The organism is Leptospira ognonensis (assembly GCF_004770745.1).
Lineage (GTDB): Bacteria > Spirochaetota > Leptospiria > Leptospirales > Leptospiraceae > Leptospira_A > Leptospira_A ognonensis.
The window spans coordinates 122,013-138,521 of sequence record NZ_RQGD01000022.1; the positions used below are offsets into that span (position 1 = coordinate 122,013).

The 16,509-nt window shown below is 40.0% G+C and carries 16 protein-coding genes; 6 read left to right on the forward strand and 10 right to left on the reverse strand.

Annotated features, from left to right (window positions below):
- Window positions 1-6 precede the first annotated feature (6 nt).
- A complete protein-coding gene (locus EHQ58_RS06475) occupies window positions 7-417 on the reverse strand; it encodes a DUF5329 family protein (protein ID WP_135623069.1) in 411 nt (136 codons plus the stop codon).
- A 124-nt stretch (window positions 418-541) separates the two neighbouring features.
- Between EHQ58_RS06475 and EHQ58_RS06480 the strand changes: the two genes are divergently transcribed.
- Complete coding sequence (locus EHQ58_RS06480) at window positions 542-1,297, forward strand: hypothetical protein (protein ID WP_135623070.1); 756 nt, start codon at window positions 542-544, stop codon at window positions 1,295-1,297.
- Window positions 1,298-1,303: 6 nt separating this feature from the next.
- On the opposite strand, the gene EHQ58_RS06485 is transcribed toward EHQ58_RS06480, so the two are convergent.
- From EHQ58_RS06485 to EHQ58_RS06505, 5 genes are all read right to left on the reverse strand, one after another.
- Entirely contained in the window at window positions 1,304-2,659 is a 1,356-nt protein-coding gene (locus EHQ58_RS06485; protein WP_135623071.1) for a PP2C family protein-serine/threonine phosphatase, read from the reverse strand.
- A gap of 19 nt (window positions 2,660-2,678) precedes the next feature.
- Window positions 2,679-3,659, reverse strand: a complete 981-nt coding sequence (locus tag EHQ58_RS06490) for a catalase family protein (RefSeq protein ID WP_135623072.1) — start codon at window positions 3,657-3,659, stop codon at window positions 2,679-2,681.
- Between the two features lie 95 nt (window positions 3,660-3,754).
- Complete coding sequence (locus tag EHQ58_RS06495; protein ID WP_135623073.1) at window positions 3,755-4,909, reverse strand: alpha/beta fold hydrolase; 1,155 nt, start codon at window positions 4,907-4,909, stop codon at window positions 3,755-3,757.
- Between the two features lie 3 nt (window positions 4,910-4,912).
- On the reverse strand, window positions 4,913-5,329 hold the full coding sequence (locus EHQ58_RS06500) for an organic hydroperoxide resistance protein (RefSeq protein WP_135623074.1): 417 nt from the start codon (window positions 5,327-5,329) through the stop codon (window positions 4,913-4,915).
- Between the two features lie 43 nt (window positions 5,330-5,372).
- Window positions 5,373-6,572 (reverse strand): serine hydrolase domain-containing protein, encoded by a 1,200-nt coding sequence (locus EHQ58_RS06505; RefSeq protein WP_167883552.1) that lies wholly within the window; start codon window positions 6,570-6,572, stop codon window positions 5,373-5,375.
- 54 nt (window positions 6,573-6,626) lie between these two features.
- Between EHQ58_RS06505 and EHQ58_RS06510 the strand changes: the two genes are divergently transcribed.
- Entirely contained in the window at window positions 6,627-7,427 is an 801-nt protein-coding gene (locus tag EHQ58_RS06510) for a lysophospholipid acyltransferase family protein (protein WP_135623076.1), read from the forward strand.
- 13 nt (window positions 7,428-7,440) lie between these two features.
- Here the strand turns inward: EHQ58_RS06510 and EHQ58_RS06515 are convergent, their stop codons facing one another.
- Both EHQ58_RS06515 and EHQ58_RS06520 read right to left on the reverse strand, forming a co-directional pair.
- Entirely contained in the window at window positions 7,441-7,806 is a 366-nt protein-coding gene (locus EHQ58_RS06515) for a hypothetical protein (protein WP_135623077.1), read from the reverse strand.
- Window positions 7,806-8,423: a hypothetical protein gene (locus EHQ58_RS06520; protein ID WP_135623078.1), complete on the reverse strand. Its 618-nt coding sequence runs from the start codon at window positions 8,421-8,423 to the stop codon at window positions 7,806-7,808. Before EHQ58_RS06520 ends, EHQ58_RS06515 begins: the two co-directional genes overlap by 1 nt.
- 102 nt (window positions 8,424-8,525) lie before the next feature.
- Between EHQ58_RS06520 and EHQ58_RS06525 the strand changes: the two genes are divergently transcribed.
- Window positions 8,526-9,407: an alpha/beta hydrolase gene (locus EHQ58_RS06525; protein ID WP_135623316.1), complete on the forward strand. Its 882-nt coding sequence runs from the start codon at window positions 8,526-8,528 to the stop codon at window positions 9,405-9,407.
- 6 nt (window positions 9,408-9,413) lie between these two features.
- Entirely contained in the window at window positions 9,414-10,250 is an 837-nt protein-coding gene (locus EHQ58_RS06530; RefSeq protein ID WP_135623079.1) for a hypothetical protein, read from the forward strand.
- A gap of 35 nt (window positions 10,251-10,285) precedes the next feature.
- Here EHQ58_RS06530 and EHQ58_RS06535 read toward each other — a convergent pair whose 3' ends face one another.
- The gene (locus EHQ58_RS06535; RefSeq protein WP_135623080.1) at window positions 10,286-12,298 is read right to left on the reverse strand and encodes a DUF2207 domain-containing protein; all 2,013 of its coding nucleotides are present in this window, start codon (window positions 12,296-12,298) and stop codon (window positions 10,286-10,288) included.
- Between the two features lie 62 nt (window positions 12,299-12,360).
- On the opposite strand from EHQ58_RS06535, the gene EHQ58_RS06540 reads away from it, so the two are divergent.
- Window positions 12,361-14,151 (forward strand): ABC transporter ATP-binding protein, encoded by a 1,791-nt coding sequence (locus EHQ58_RS06540; protein WP_135623081.1) that lies wholly within the window; start codon window positions 12,361-12,363, stop codon window positions 14,149-14,151.
- Here EHQ58_RS06540 and EHQ58_RS06545 read toward each other — a convergent pair.
- Window positions 14,142-14,846 carry a lipase family protein gene (locus EHQ58_RS06545; RefSeq protein WP_135623082.1) on the reverse strand — a complete coding sequence of 235 codons (705 nt, stop codon included), beginning with the start codon at window positions 14,844-14,846 and terminating at the stop codon, window positions 14,142-14,144. The genes EHQ58_RS06540 and EHQ58_RS06545 overlap by 10 nt on opposite strands.
- Window positions 14,847-14,926: 80 nt before the next feature.
- Between EHQ58_RS06545 and EHQ58_RS06550 the strand changes: the two genes are divergently transcribed.
- Window positions 14,927-16,477: an NAD(P)/FAD-dependent oxidoreductase gene (locus EHQ58_RS06550; protein WP_135623083.1), complete on the forward strand. Its 1,551-nt coding sequence runs from the start codon at window positions 14,927-14,929 to the stop codon at window positions 16,475-16,477.
- The last annotated feature ends 32 nt before the right edge of the window (window positions 16,478-16,509 follow it).

The window sequence follows — 16,509 nt, forward strand, 5'->3', positions numbered from 1 at the left end:
TGAAAACTAGGATCTCGGGCAATTATCTTCCATTTTTTTTAGCTCTGCTTTTAGCCAATCCGCGGAAAGAATTTTTTTGCCACTCTTAAAATGAATTTCATAGGGAATGCCGCTGAGAGAAGATTTTGTAGCAAGCTGGTCAATAAATTGAATGGCGGTCCAGTTTTTGCCAGAGGAAAACAAGGATTTTTTTGCATTAGAAAGTTTAAGCCTGAGATGACTTGCCGCCTCAGTTGCGTTATGTTCTTTTTCGTTTCGAATGAATTTACCATCAATCGACGAGACAGCCAAGATCAATCTCTCAATCTTTTGATCTTCAGAAAGTTCTGTTTTGCACTGCGCAGAAATTTCCATAATCTGAACATGCGTCAGAAAGACACAAAGGGCAAGTAGAGACCATTTCCATCGTTTTGTCATAGGGATTAGACGGGTCAGCCTACCTTTCTTCCATCAGATTACGAGATCAAAATTAACAATTAGAACGATTTCTATTTGACTTACGTTCCATTACGATCTAATAATATGACCTATTCGAGTTCAAATGACCCTAAGCAACCGTTTCAAAAATACTGTGGACCCGAGCGTGTTAAAAAATCGAAAAATCGCTTTATACACTCGTTTTTTGGACGACCCTGGGGAAGAAAAACTAGCATACATCATTGGCGCTATACTCGGACACCATCATCAGCTAGAACTCACGGAACTCATTTATACAGCCTGTAAAGAATTCGTTATGAATTCTACCAAGGCAGCCATCAAACGCATCGTTTATGATGAAATGAAACTGGGATCCGATGGCGTAGAGCCAGACCAGGAAGAGTTTATGCGAAATTTTAAGTCTAGTATACTCAGTCAAAAATTTACCTACTTCAAGGAGAAAATGAAGGAGAAAAGGATCCAAACCAAGATCTCTTTTGACTTTAACTCGGATCGTTTGATTGTCAGAGTCTCAAATAATTTTGCTTTGTTGCCAAAAGAAGAATCTCGCATACGTGAAAAATTCCAACTAGCAAGAGGTTACGACAACCTACCTCAATTTTTTTTACATCACGCTGACGAAACCGAAGGCGCAGGCCTCGGAATCACTCTCGTAGGTATTCTCATGTCCCAATATGGTATGGATAGAAGGTTACTCACAATTTACTCAGAACCCAAAACTAATTTTACCGTCGCTCGTTTGGAAATACCATTTGTCGCAAGTTATAAATCAAAACGAGTGTTATTTGAAGAAATTTTAAGTAGGGAAAATCTGACTCGTGAAGATTTGCGTAATAGTTGGAGCTTAGGGGCAGTATAACTTGCCTTAGATTTTCACACCAATCACCAATATATCATCTATCTGATCACATCCGTCCATCCAAGTCCGAATCGTGTCATCCATATGTTTCTTTTGGCTGCTCATAGGCTGATCATGTATTTCAAAAGTTAGGTCTTTAAATCTCTTGGACATAAATTTTTTGTGATCTAGACCACTGAATTGATCCAAGTATCCATCGGTCGTTAAATAAAATGTGGTCGGAACTGAAATATCTAACTCATGTTTCGTGAATATCCTCTGATCTTCTTTTTGACTTCCACCGATTGATCTCCGATCGGCTTTGATTTCAAATTGTTCTTCATTTTGAATGTAATAAAGTGAGTTCATGGCTCCTGCGTATTTTAGGACTTTCCTTTCTAAATGAATCGTACATAAAGAAATGTCCATACCGTCTCGGCTTTCTGTCATTTCCTGGTTTAAAGAATAGCGAACACCTCGATGAAGTAGATTTAGAATTTCATCGGGTTCTGTTACACCTCGAGCATTCACAATATCATTCAATAGGCTGTTACCTATCATAGACATGAATGCGCCAGGTACACCATGACCTGTGCAATCTGCGGCAGCAATGATCACAATCGTCTCTTCTACATTTTCAAAAAGGACAGTTTTGGAGGTGAACCAATAAAAATCTCCACTCACAACATCGCGTGGCTTGAAGAGTATGAAAGAATCTGGTAAAGACCATGATATCAATTCTTGGCTCGGAAGAATGGATTGCTGAATCGTTCGTGCATACCGTATACTTTCCGTTATATGCTGATTCTTTTCCTCTATTTCTTTCTTTTGCTCGGAAATGGCTTTATTGAATTTTTCTAAATCATCATTTTGTTTTTTAATTTCGAGAATGGCTTCAATCAAGTCTTTCGTCTGCTCTTCTACTTGTCGTGTCAGCTCGACTTCCCGCTTTTTTAACGTATCGATCAATTCATTGTTCTGTTCGGCAAGTCTTTCAATGAGAATGCGAATGACTCCTCGCATGAACTCAGAGCTATTACCCATAATTTCATAAAAATCTGCTTGATCGAGACGAAGTAAATGCGTGTCTTCAAGGGCGCTGATGGATGCATTTCTTGGTTCTGAGTTGAGTAGGGAAAATTCACCAAAGGTTTGCCTTGTACCGATCTCTGCCACTTTCTGATCATCAAAGTGAACAAATACTCTTCCAGAGTAAATCACGTACATGCAGGTTCCAGCTTCCCCTTTTTGGATGATACTTTCTCCCGACTTATAATGATCTTCTTTTAGGGATTCTGCGATGGCACGGATAGAATCCTGTGGGATCTCAGCAAAGAGATCCACAGTCCGAAGGATTTCTATCAGTTCCGATATGGGAATCATAGCGATCGTAACTAGTTTGCTATTTACGCTCTTCCTGACTTAAAAAATAATAATGTTTTCTCGCACGCATGATTTGACCGAGGGGTTTATGTTCAACGAGTGCATTCCATGGGTCAAATTTTGCCGCATCGATCTGTAACGCTAGTTTACTTGTGTTTTCCAAATCGACTGTCTGCTTTGGTATGGTGAGTCGACCAACGGTCACAAAAGGACTTTCCGATTCAGGCCATAAAATGCTGGGATTTTCAATGGGAGTCGTTTGGTCATCTACGTAAAATTGCAATTGAAAATCATAAACTAGATCTCCCATGTCAAGATGGCTTTTAAACTCTTCTGCCCAAGGAGACTTTGTTTTGGCTCCCTCAGATTTTTTATGAGGATAAATTCTCACCTTTGCAGCATATTTACCAACGGAAATAGGAGCAGCGGAATGAAAATCTTCCGTCGCAAAACCTGAAAAAGGTTTTCCCATCGTCTTAGCTGTTTCTCCTATTTTTTTCAGACCTCCAAGAAATCCGTACGCATTGACAAGATACATGAGCAGACTGCCCATCCCATTCCCAAGTGCCAAAACCAATTTGATAAACGATTCGAAATCGGGGAGAGAGAAAATGGCATGATTGATGAGAAGGAAGTCTTGGGTCGAAGTTTGGGAACCCAGTGCACCTGCGCCAGTCAAACCTTGGACTTGGATGGCAAAACCTCTGATATCGGGGACAGAATCTGGCTTTTTATCCATTCCCCCATTGGAAAGTCGCACTAATGCATCGTAAACATTTGGTTTGGCGAAAAGACCTACCTTAGTATAGTCGGGAATGTCTTTGAAGATCTCTAATTTTGCGTTCAAACCGAGAAGTTGTTTCCGGTGTAAACCTCTCCCTTTCCCGAAAAGCTGATTCTTTTTCCTTTGTAATTGTTTAAAAGGCTCCATGTATTTCTGGAAGATTTCCTCTTCCTTGGGAGCGATAGTTTCTTTCCAGTCTTTACTAGGTTGTTTCATGTAGGCGTTCTCTCTCGACAATCAATAATGTTATAATTAGGATAGAATTTAGCAGAATTTTTCATCCTTCAATCATTAAATCTATTTCCACTCGATCACTTTCTCAAAAATTCGAGGATTCTCTTTTGCATGGCTGGGTCATTTAACATAACACTATGCTCTTTTTCTGTCCTAATAGTTTCGTAAGTGAGTCCAGGTTGCGGAACGCTGTGTTCCAGTAAGACGCTTCCGTCTCCCTCTTCGCGAGGTACGATATCCATATTCCAACGATTCTCCATTTGCCTGATGGCCTTTCTCGTCGGATTATTTTTCGCATTTAAGAGCATCGTCGGTGGTTGAGCTTTGATCATTTTCGGTGTGATGTCTAAGCTTTCCCTGAAAAGTTTTGCTCGATTTAGTATATTCTGAAATAATAATGGATCTGGAATATCAGACTCTGCACATTTTTGTCCATAAAAACCCAAAAGGTGTTCCTTCCATGAGGACTCTTTAAAAAAATCAACGGACATCTCTACTCCTGATTGGTCCAAAACTAAACCTTGTGAGTCTTTCGTACCAAGCCTTGGGAAAAAACTATACACGCTTTCGTACTTAGCAATCATACAAGGGCCTTGAATTTTTGAATTAAAGCCAGTGGCATTGCCCTGGTATAAATCTTTCATATATCCAATCCCGCCTCGAAATGGCACTCCTACGAGTACGAGCTTGCTTACGATGCTAGGATCCTGATTGACTGTAGAGAAAGAAATCATGCCACCCATAGAATGCCCAATTAACGCTGGTTTAGTTTTATATTTATTAGAAATTTCTTTCAAGAAAGAAACAAGTTGATCTCTGGTATTTAGGTTATCCTTTCTCCAATCATAAGAAAATACATAAAAATCTACTCCCTCTACATCACTCATCTCCTCGAGCCAAGGACCGTATAAATCTACATCAATGAGGCGCGGAATCGCAGTAACTCTTTCGATGGCACCATGCGGAATCAAATCTGCTGACTCACCTGTTAAACGAAGGTCAGAAGTAGAAAATCCAAGGGCTTGCCCAGCTGTGAGCCAACGTGTCGATCCAGTAGTGTCTTTTAAAACAGACCCTTTGATCCCAGGAACAAAAACGACTGGCAAGTGGGACGGATTTAGATCCACTTTTAATTTTCGTTCGAAGAGATGAGAAGGTAGACTCGCATGGCAACTTAACCCAAGCCATACGATAGAAAAAAATGTCGATACTCGAAAAAATCTTCCAATCATCTGTTATGCGATGACCAAGGTGACTTCAATATTATTTCGCGTGGCGTTAGAGTAAGGACAAACTTGGTGCGCTGCTTCGACCAATCCTTGAGCTGCTTCTGTTTCCATACCCGGTAAGGAAACAGTTAAAGTAACTGCCAATCCAAAACCACCACCGCGAATCATCCCGATATCAACGGATGCTGTCACTGATGAATGTTCAATATCTATTTTTTGTTTGGCTGCGACCACCTTCATCGCGCTATGAAAGCATGCCGAATAACCTGCCGCAAATAATAGTTCAGGATTGACACCGTCTCCTCCATCTCCTCTTAATTCCTTGGGCATGGAGAGTGCAAAATCATACTTTCCGTCTGGGGATTTAACGGTTCCTGTCCTTCCCCCACTTGCTGTCATCACTGCGGTATATAGTTTTTTCATAATTTGTATTCCTTAGACGTAAATAGCGAATTGATCTCCTGAGTTAAAGGCATTTGTAAACAGAATGGGCTAGGCGCAAAGTTTTAGGAGGACGGACTCGATAGTCCATTTTATTACAAACATACCCAAAGGAAATTTTTGCTCTCGTATCTGCAAAAGCCAAACATCCGCCCATACCTGGATGACCAAATGTTTCGAAATTAGGCGAGAATAGACCGTCTTCTTCTTTCAAAAATCCTAAACTCCAAGCCATTCTCTTATGAATGACTTCGTCGTATAATAAATCCCTTTTCGCCGTAACGATTTTTAGCATCGAGTTACCAACTAACTTTAATTTCCCTTTTTTTCCACCATGCGCTAGTACATTAAAAAGTGTGGCCAAACTTCGCGCATCCCCAATCCCATTGGCCCAAAGCAATTCTTGTTTGTGTAACAAAGGATCATTAAATGCATTTAGACCTCTTGTTCCCATCGAAGGGTTCAAATATGCTTTGTTCACCTCACTGTTACCAAGGCCAAAAAGGACAGCCCTTCCGGCTCGTCCTTCACTGCCTTCCCCGCGCAGAATCTGCGGCAAAAGTAACATGATTCGTCTGATATTGGAAACTGGATAAATCGTCGCTACCTTCGACTCGAGACCATTTGGTAGACCAAGAAAGAGATTTAATTTTAGTTTCTTTGCCACTTCTCTTTGAAAGAACTTACCCGCGGATTCACCAGCGATCTGCTTAAATAATTCGGCAGCATAAGCTCCCCAGATCTGAGCACCGTATGCTTGTTTTGTGCCGGGTGCCCAGGCTGGTTTTTGATCGATTAAGGCTCCATAAACCTTTGTTGGGTTGTTCCAAAAATCATTGATGGAGAGCGATTTCTTCAAAGCATGAAGTCCAGCGGTATGTTCTAACAACTGTTTTACCGTGATTGATTCTTTTCCATTTTTTCCAAATTCTGGCCAGTAGGTGCTCACTGGATTATCGTATTTTATCTTTTTTCTTTCGGCTAACATTAAGAAGCAGAGGGAAGTGATTCCTTTCGTTACAGAAAAGAAAGGGACGGAAGTATCGGAGTCCCAGACTTCTTTTGCCAGGACATTTTTATAACCTGCCCATAAATCTACTACCTTCACTCCCTTATGAAATATGGAAACGGCTGCGCCGATCTCATCCCCACTCGCAAAGTTTTCAGCAAAAGCATCTTTTACGGGTAAAAATTTTTTATGACAAGATCCGTTAATTTCGACCAAAGAACCACTCCTCTTTTCATAAATCAAGACACAGTCTCATCCAATTCTCAAGTAATGGAAGCTAAAAAAAGTCTAGTCAACTTTTTTGAAGGTATTTGCATTGGTTGCATGTTGCCAGCTCATCCAGTGAAACGAACTCTCTATCGTGCTGTAACTAGCCTACTTTCTACATTTGCTGCGCTACTCCTTAGCATCTACCAATCTACTTTAGAATTCCATGTAGAAGGCGAAAACCACCTAAGAATCCTGCGAACTCTTCAAAAAAATCATATTGTAGCAATCTGGCATACCTTTGTGGATGCAGCTGTATTTTGTTTGCACCATAGAAATTTATGCATCTATTCAGACCATCCTCGCACCCAAGAGTACGAAAATAGCTCCGTTCATTTTTTTCGTGAGATAGGACTCAAAACATTAAAGGCGTTAGGTTTTGATGTTCTTGATGCATCACTTGGAAAACAGTCAGCAGGCATCATCAATTTTATCAAAAAAATTCAAAGTGGCACTCCTGCGCTTGTTGCCCCTGACGGACCTCACGGTCCCATCTACGAAGCAAAACCAGGTGTGATTTATATGGCTGCAAAAGCAAATAGCTGCGTAGTTCCTATTGGAGTTGGATTTTCAAGAAGGATTGTGAGTTCGAATTGGGATGATTTAAGCTTCCCGCTCCCTTTTTCACGAGTGGCACTTGTTGTTGGAGAACCCATTGAACCAAGTGACGATATGAGTGAGGCCTCACTTGCGAGGCAAGCCAAGGCTCTGGAAGAAACGTTGGATCGGCTTTGCTTTCGAGCCAATGAGATTCTTTACGGAAACCATCCCAAAGAAACCACCCTTCCCATCACTAACACCTAGCAACTGATTGTATTTATAAGGGTCTAACCATGAGAAGAGTGACCATGATTAGAGACCCTAAAAATAAAGTTAAGAGAATGGGTATGAATAGTATCCATAGAAACTGTCCGCTGAGGGCGATGGCGGTGATAGCAGCAACTTGACTGAAACAAAACAAAATAGCGAAATATAAATGTATCCTTTTAAAAGGGCGCGGTGGCCTGCCTCGATTGAATAGACCTCTCTTTCCTTGTCGTGAATTGTTTCGGCGATTGGCTGCCTCCACATCCTGAGTCTCATCTGTGAACTCGTCAGGTTGGAGGAAATCAAAGTTAATGTTTCCTTTTCTAAGTGTTTTCTCGATACTCGGAGGAATTTTATCTTCGTTTGGACTATCCATTATTTTTTCCGAAGCGCCTGGGCTAATAAATATTGGTAGTTTTCGATCTCTCCTCTTAGAACTTCAAATCGCATAGAAAGATAACCAGTATAAATACCGACAAGCCAGAAACCGCCTACTTTTAGAATCTCCTTTTGTATGCCCTGGACCTCCATCTCCGGATAGTGCTGAAAGGCCAGAACTCCAATATAGAAAACATTCATTACGATCGTACCAAGGATCGCGATCCGTAACCCGTATCTTAAAGCATTAGAAACAATCACGATATAATTGATCGTGAAAAACATACTCTCATTTCCGCCCGTAGGAATCATGACTAGAGCTACCGCAAAAAAATCGGCGGTCATGGTTAAGTATTTTATAGAAGGACGTATGTGGCCAATTTTTGCGGCATGAAACAGTATGAATGTGACAATCAGATTTACCCCAACCACAAAGCTTGCAACTGTAAGTATATAATACCAATTAAAAATATTTTTTTGCCCAATCTCAACTGATTTTCCCGTATGAAGTAGATAGGAAAGGTAAGGAACGATGATAAAAATGAGCAGCCATCTTACGCCTGCTTTGTTTTTTTCGTTTCGAATTTCCCAGAGAGCTTTTTCTTTATGGTCCATAAAATGTACTACTTAGAAATCCCGAAATCATTGATTCAGTCTACAATTATTTTCATTTTAAAGATATTTACAAAATATGTTAGAGATTTGAAATTATGGATTATGAAAAAATCCCATAAGGTCATACTCTCCCTTCTTCTTGTCCTCCTGATTCTATCTTACATACCTTGGTATTTTTCATCACTGGTTCTCTACCCGTCTGTCAAATGCAACAAAGAACATCACGTATTCTGTGAGACACCCAAGGAGATTGGCCTGGATTTCGAATCAGTAACCATTCGTACGCCTGCGGGTTTGCAACTCGAAAGCTGGTACATGCCAGCCGCAAATTCGAAAAAAGGGATCATCTTTGTTCATGGCCATGGCGGTTCAAAAAATGAAGGGTTACGTTTTGCACCGAGCCTCCACAAGGCCGGATTCAATTTACTTGCGATTTCATTGAGAAGGAACGCAGGCAGTTTTGCGAGTATGGGTTATTATGAGCCAGAAGACGTGTTTGCGAGCATTGATTTTCTGTTAAACGAAAAAAAACTCGAATCAATTGGTCTATTTGGATTTTCGATGGGAGCTGCTACAAGCATCCTGACTATGGAAAAAGACCAAAGAGTAAAAGCAGGATTATTTAGCAGCGGTTATGCCTCTGCCATGGATGTGATGAGCCAATCTGCCAAACGAGATTTTGGTATTCCCTACTATCCTTTAATACCTATCGTTCAGATTGTTTTAAATCTGAGAGGAAATATGAAAATTGAAACAGTGGTACCGGAAGATAAAATTGGCAATATTTCTCCCCGCCCTATTTCGATCTTTCATTGCGATAAGGATGATTATGTTGACGAATCCCACGCAGAGCGCTTGTTTCAAGCGGCCAATGAACCAAAAGAAAAATGGATTCCAGTCTGTAGTCGACATGAACAAATCTGGAACTATAACAAAGAAGAATCAGAAAAGAGGGCGGTATCATTTTTTAAAAAATACCTATAAGATCTGATGAAAACATTTTTACTCAGCCTGTTGCCATGGTCTCGAAAAGAATGGTCAGATTTTTTTGCTGACCTCGCACCCTTGCTTGGCCTCTTTTTTTTTGCAAGTGAACCTCGCAATATCATGCTGCCTTTATACGCTGAAATGTATTTTGTTTTTGGATATGGACTGATACGCCTAACATCAACCGCAATATATGCTTCAATCCAACAAGGCAAAGAAATGGGACTCGGAGATTTGGAGGTTCCCGAACCAATTTTCGGAAAAATATTCTATATCTTTTTTATCGCTCTGTTCGGATCGATTCTAATCCTTTCCATACTTTGTATCATTCTTTTACTGATAGGTTTCAATTTCTTCTTTTACATGCTCATTGAATTATATCTTAGTGTTGCTGTTTCTGGCGGCATGAATGCCAATTTCAGTTTTTTGACAATTTACAATTCCTTAAGTCCGAAAGAGCAATATTACATTTGGGGAATGTTTCTTCTTACCTTGTATCGGTATCTACCGAAGCTCGTTCATTTCTTTCGTGAACGAGAGTTCAAGAATCCAAAAAATTCATGGGCATGGCTTGCACTCGGAACACCGCCCGTACCCGAGCGGAACCAATTTCAATCTATGGTTCAATCGTATCGAAACTGGGTCGGCAGTGAAAGAAACCCATCGGATGAATTTGGATCACTTACGGCTATTTACTTTGGATTTTTATTTGTTTATTTTGGATCCCTGATCCTGATGATCTACCATCCCCTTCTCGGACCTGTTTTCAGTTTAATCCTCAAGGCATTTGCTGAGCTTTACTACTTCCGTCTCTACAAGGAAGTCAAAATTTCGAAGTAGAGTCAAACCTCCCGAACTTCACCTTAGGGTGCTTTTTACCAACCCCCACCACCTCCGCCACCTGAACTGCTAGAACTCGAGGATGAGGATGAAGTACTCGGAGGAGAATATCTTGCAGAGGAAGAAAATGCTTCCATATCTGACCAACTAGCACTCGCTCCACCTCCGCCAAAATTTCCGTTGCTAGAGGAGAAAGAACTGCTTCCCGCATTTGAAACTATAGAAGAAGAAATCCCGGATGAACCTAAAGAACTAAGAGATGTTTGGTTGGGCAGATGCAATTCCATTTGTTTTGAGATATTCTCTGGAAACAAATATTCTGCATCATTTAGATTTAGATTTTCACTTCGATACCTTAGATTAAAAGTCAAATCAAAGGCTGGAATGAAGGGAGCCAATTGAATTGGTATATCGCAAGGTTCGCTAGATGATAGCCTGCTACTTAGAAAATTCTTTAATGAAAGTATTTCCAGTGTCTTTTTAATTTGTTTCGAATGCGAGAGTGGCGACAAACGAATGATATGCTGTGCACTGAGAAAACTGGATGCCAGGAGAATATAAAAATAGATTTCAGATGGTATCTCTAGACTCCAGATATAAAAGGCATTCAAAATGAATAACGGAATTAGAGAGCGAAGGAAACGAGAAACAAAATACCTTTCCCTATATAATTCTACGTCATGGATGCCATAATGAACATCCTCAAAACTTGATACCACAACAGCGGACATGATAGTAAAAGGAATGGATGCGAAAAATCTGCCAAAACCAACGCCTACAGAATTCAAAGGTTCAGAGAGATAAAAATAATAGAATAGGCCAAAAACGATCGCACTCAGTATAAACACAAATGAATTGAAAAACACCTTATCGAAGATAAAGCCAAATGATTTTTCTATCCAGGAGTTTCTGGGTTCAAGGAAAGCTAATCGTTCCATTTCATTCGTATAATGTCGTTCGATATCCGAATTTAAAGAATAGCTCGTTTTTTTGCTTTTATAATACTCTTTGATTTGATTGGAAGAAACCTCCCTGCCCCCATTTACAAAAAGATCTTTCAGAATTTTTTGGTCAGTCTCAGAAAAAGCCTCATCTTCGACCAACTTCCTAAGGATGATATTCGTTTTTTCGGAATAGCTAAGCCGTAACTTACCTTCGTTGGTCAGACGTGTCATCCAAGTTTCTGTCATACCTGATTCAGCTAAGATGGCAACATATTCTGGTTTTGTGTCAGATAGTATCTCATAAAATAATTTCCAAGAATCAATACGGATGGGTTCATCCATAATTCCAATTTTCTTTGCATATATATAGATTAAGAAATTGAGAATACCGAGACCACAGATAATAAGTATCAATTCGATCCCTCTGAAAAAATAGATTCGTAAGGGTGAGGGGCTGAAACTTTTAATCTCAGTGCCCGTGTATCTAAGATCTAATTGAACTATCATTTTTTGGTCAGGACTTAACGGGGAATTCGAAAGAAAGGTAAGTGAATTTTCAAATTTTCCAGGAATTTTCCAATCCTCATGCACTTTAAGATGAATGCTCATCCTGCCAATATCGCCTTTCCGATCACTAAAACCAAAATCATGATCCAAGCGAAATTTATCACCTCCCTCCCTCCTTAAAATATCCATGTATTTCACTTTTATTTTATATACTAATATAGTATTATCAAAAGGCTTATCACTTGGCATTCGAGACCGCCATTTAATTTCATGCCTTAACTGATCATATTGAAATTCATCCGTATAGTATAGAGAACCAGATTTGAGAGAAATCCAAGTTCCGTTCTCCAATTTCCGATCTAAGCTGATAAATTTGATTTTTTCTCCCATTCCCAGATCATACCGGCGATAGGCACCATTCCAATCCCCTGAAAACCGTATCGATTGGGTCTCTGTGATTTCTAGAGAGCCGTCTTTGCCGAGATAGGCATCTACTTCTATTTGCTCCCAGTCTAATGATTTAGTTTGTGACAATAAATAAGAGCAGGGAAAAAGTAAAAATAGTAAATGAAAGACTCTGAGTAAGAGAAAAGTCATGAAAATTTTTTACTCTCCACTTAGCATTCTAGCAATAATTTAATCAGTAATTTTAATAAAAAATGATAAAATCTCTAGCAGTTTTTCAATATGTTGGCAAGGCACTGAGCCTCCTTTGGGCTACCAGCAAGGCTCTTACCATTACACTCTGTTTGGTGACAGTTTCGAATGGGGTGTTTCCGGCAATCATCGCGTACGTGGGAAAGCTAATCGTCGATTTTGTCATATTAGCCTCAAAAACCAGCCTTTCTTCCGATAGAGAGCAGGCCCTATTTTACGTTTTCATAGAAGGCATCGTGATCGTTCTGTTTGCGGCTTCGCAGAAAGTGACCTTTATTTGCCAGTCGTTACTCCGTGTACAACTTGGACAAAAAGTAAACGTAATCATTCTAGAAAAAGCACTTACCTTAGAATTGTACCATTTTGAAGATTCAGAATTTTACGACAAAATGACACAGGCTCGTACGCAAGCTTCTAGTAAACCATTATCACTTGTTATACGTATTTTTACAATTTTACAATCCGCATTAACTCTAATGACATTTACTGGACTTCTCATCCAATTTTCCTTTTGGGCCGTTATCATTCTTGTCGTCGCTACCATACCAGCATTTATCGCGGAGACTCGGTTCTCAGAGCACGCCTTTCGTCTCTTCCGATGGCGCTCTCCCGAAACGAGACAACAAAATTATTTGGAAACGCTGATTGCGCGTGAAGATCATGCAAAGGAGGTAAAGTTATTTCAACTTGGCCCGATGTTGCTTGAAAGGTATAAATCCATCTATAACCGCTTATATACCGAAGATAGAAATCTTACAATTAAAAAGGGTTTTTGGAGTTATCTTTTAGGTTTGATCGGTAGTGCCGCTTTTTATGGAGCTTATGCATGGATGGTTGTGGAGGCAATCGATGGGAGAATTAGCCTCGGCGAGATGACAATGTATCTCATTCTGTTTCGGCAAGGACAAAATACATTTGCGACCGCATTATCTGCCATAGGTGGAATGTACGAAGACAACCTCTACCTAGCTAACCTTTATGAATTTCTTAACATCCAAGTAAAAAGGCATGAAGGAAAAGCAAAGGAAGGGATCAATGCAGAAGGCATTCGCTTTGTCAATGTATACTTTTGTTATCCGGGAAACGACACGCCTGTTCTCAAGAATGTATCCTTTCATATAAAACCAGGAGAAAAGCTTGCTATTGTTGGCGAAAACGGTTCGGGAAAGACGACCTTGATCAAATTGCTCACTCGACTCTATGAACCTACGTCGGGTGATATTTTTCTCGATGGACTCAATTTAAAAGAATGGGAACTCGATACCTTACATAAAAGGATAGGAGTTATCTTTCAAAATTTTGTACAGTACCAATTTACCGTAGGGGAAAATGTTGGAGTCGGAGATGTTGAAAATATACTCGATCAGGTAAAGTGGGATGATGCGTCCGAGAAAGGAATGTCAAAATCTTTCATCAAACAAATGAAAGACGGATTTCAAACCCAGCTTGGAAAATGGTTTAAAGGTGGTCAGGAACTCTCCGGTGGACAATGGCAGAAAATAGCTCTATCGCGAGCATTTATGAGAACAGGAGCCGACATTCTGGTATTAGATGAGCCTACGTCCGCCATGGATGCAGAAGCGGAAATGAATATCTTTAATCACTTCCGAAAATTAACACATAACCAAATGGTGGTTTTGATTTCACACCGTTTTTCGACGGTTAGAATGGCAGATCAGATTATGGTATTATCCAATGGCGAAATTATCGAGCATGGAACTCATGAAGAGCTTTTAACTTTAAATGGAAGGTATGCTCATTTATTTTCATTACAAGCAGAAGGCTATAAATGAAGGAATTTCGCAATCAAGTCATAAGCATCTGCATTGAAAATGAGACCTATGTGAGTTGAATCAATTTCTTGGTTCGTAGCCTTAGGTGAGTAATGGTCAATACATGCTTCCCAACTAACAACATTGTCCTTTTTCGAATAAATTGAAAATACGGGAATCTCAAGCGGAGTCTGAAACCTCTCATCGATTTCCTTTTCTAATTGGTCAATATTGATCCCATGTTGCTTGCTATAGACATCCGCAATCGAAGTATACTTTGGACCTCCGATGATAGGCGAACCTAAGGTAATCACTTTTTCTATGATATCTTGATTGTCTCTGGCACATTCGCGTGCTAGGTATCCTCCCAAACTCCAACCAATCAATATTATTTTTTCTTGTGTTTCTCTGAATATTTCTCTTACTTTTGTATTCATCAAATCAAGTAGGACCGGAACGTCCCCATGGTTGCTTCCTAGACCCCAACCTTCTGGTTTATAGCCGATGTTTTCTAAAAATTTTCGCATCGGAAACGTGAAGATATCGTCCGTCGCAAATCCAGGTAGTACAATGATCCTCTCTCCCTGTCCTTTCTTTGCTTTCATTAAGGAAGGTATCTGCACTAATAAATTGCCTGCTTCAATGATTCCGTAGGCCTCTGCTATCATCTGCCATTTTGTAGGTATATAAAAATTTGATCGATCTATTGAGCTCATGCTTTCCTCATTAGACAGAAATAATTGGCAGATAAAGAAAGCTACATTGAGAAAATGTCCCAAGGATTGAGTTTTAGAAGATGATCAAGGACTTACAGCTCCGAGTGTTACCAGAAGTAGCTGGCCAGGCAGACGAATTGCTCCGCTTCCTTGCAAAATCCTTAAACTTAAATCCTTCTCAAATTCGTCATATCGAGACAGTTCATAGATCTATCGATGCACGTCAAAAAATCATTTATTTTAATCTTACGGTTAGAGTATTTATCGAAGAGGAATTTGTTCCTAGACAAAAGAGAGATTTATCTGCAAGGAACGTAAAAGAAAAAGAAGAAATTCTGATCATTGGTGCTGGTCCCGCAGGTTTGTTTGCGGCAATCGAATTGATAGAGCAAGGTTTTAAACCGATCCTTTTAGAAAGAGGAAAGGATGTTAAGGAAAGAATCCAAGATCTACGTGGGATCAATGTCCACCATATAGTCAATGAAGATTCCAATTACTGCTTTGGTGAAGGTGGTGCAGGCACTTACTCAGATGGGAAATTGTATACACGTTCAAAAAAAAGAGGAAACGTTACCGAAATTCTAGAATTATTGGTAACGTTTGGAGCTTCGGAAGACATTCTAATTGATGCACATCCTCATATTGGTACTAATAAACTTCCCGATATCATTCGTAATATGCGAGAATATATCATTCAATGTGGCGGAGAAGTCAAATTCAACACAAGAGTCACAGATTTATTGTTAAATGGGAATCAGATTTCTGGAATCTTGACGAAAGAAGGCGAAAGGTATCATTGCAACAAAGTAATTCTTGCTACCGGACATTCCGCACGCGATATATTTGAACTTTTAGTATCAAAAAATATAAAAATTGAGCTAAAACCCATTGCCATCGGTGTTCGTGTTGAACACGCTCAAAGTTTAATCGACCGAATCCAATACAAATGTGAGACCAGAGGAAAATTTCTTCCGCCTTCACCCTATAACGTAGTAAAACAAATTGGCGATCGCGGAGTGTATTCGTTTTGCATGTGTCCTGGTGGTGTCATTGCTCCGTGTGCCACAAAGCCTGGCGAAATTGTGACTAATGGTTGGTCTTCCTCTGCAAGGGCAAGACCTACTGCCAATTCAGGAATTGTCGTAGAACTGAAATTAGATGATTTTAAGCCTTTTCAATCCTCAGGTACACTTGCGGCGATGGCATTCCAACAAGCAATTGAAGTGAAGGCTTGGGAAGCCGGTGGGAAAACCCAAACTGCTCCCGCACAACGGTTGCTTGACTTTGTGGAAGGGAAAACTTCACTCGATTTACCAAAAACATCTTATTCGCCAGGGATTGTCTCAGTCAGCTTAAAAGAAATATTGCCGAAATTGATACATGATTCCCTCGTCAAAGGATTCAAAGAATTTAATAAGAACATGAAGGGCTATCTCACCAATGATGCCGTTGTCCATGCACCCGAAACACGTACTTCCTCGCCTGTCAAAATCCCTCGAGATGAAATTACTTTGGAACATGTTCAGATCCGTGGCCTATATCCTAGTGGTGAGGGAGCGGGATATGCTGGTGGAATTATTTCTGCGGCGATGGATGGGATCAAAGTGGCAAGAGCCATCGGCAAAAATTAATATCTCGGCAACTTCTTACACTTCCTTAGACA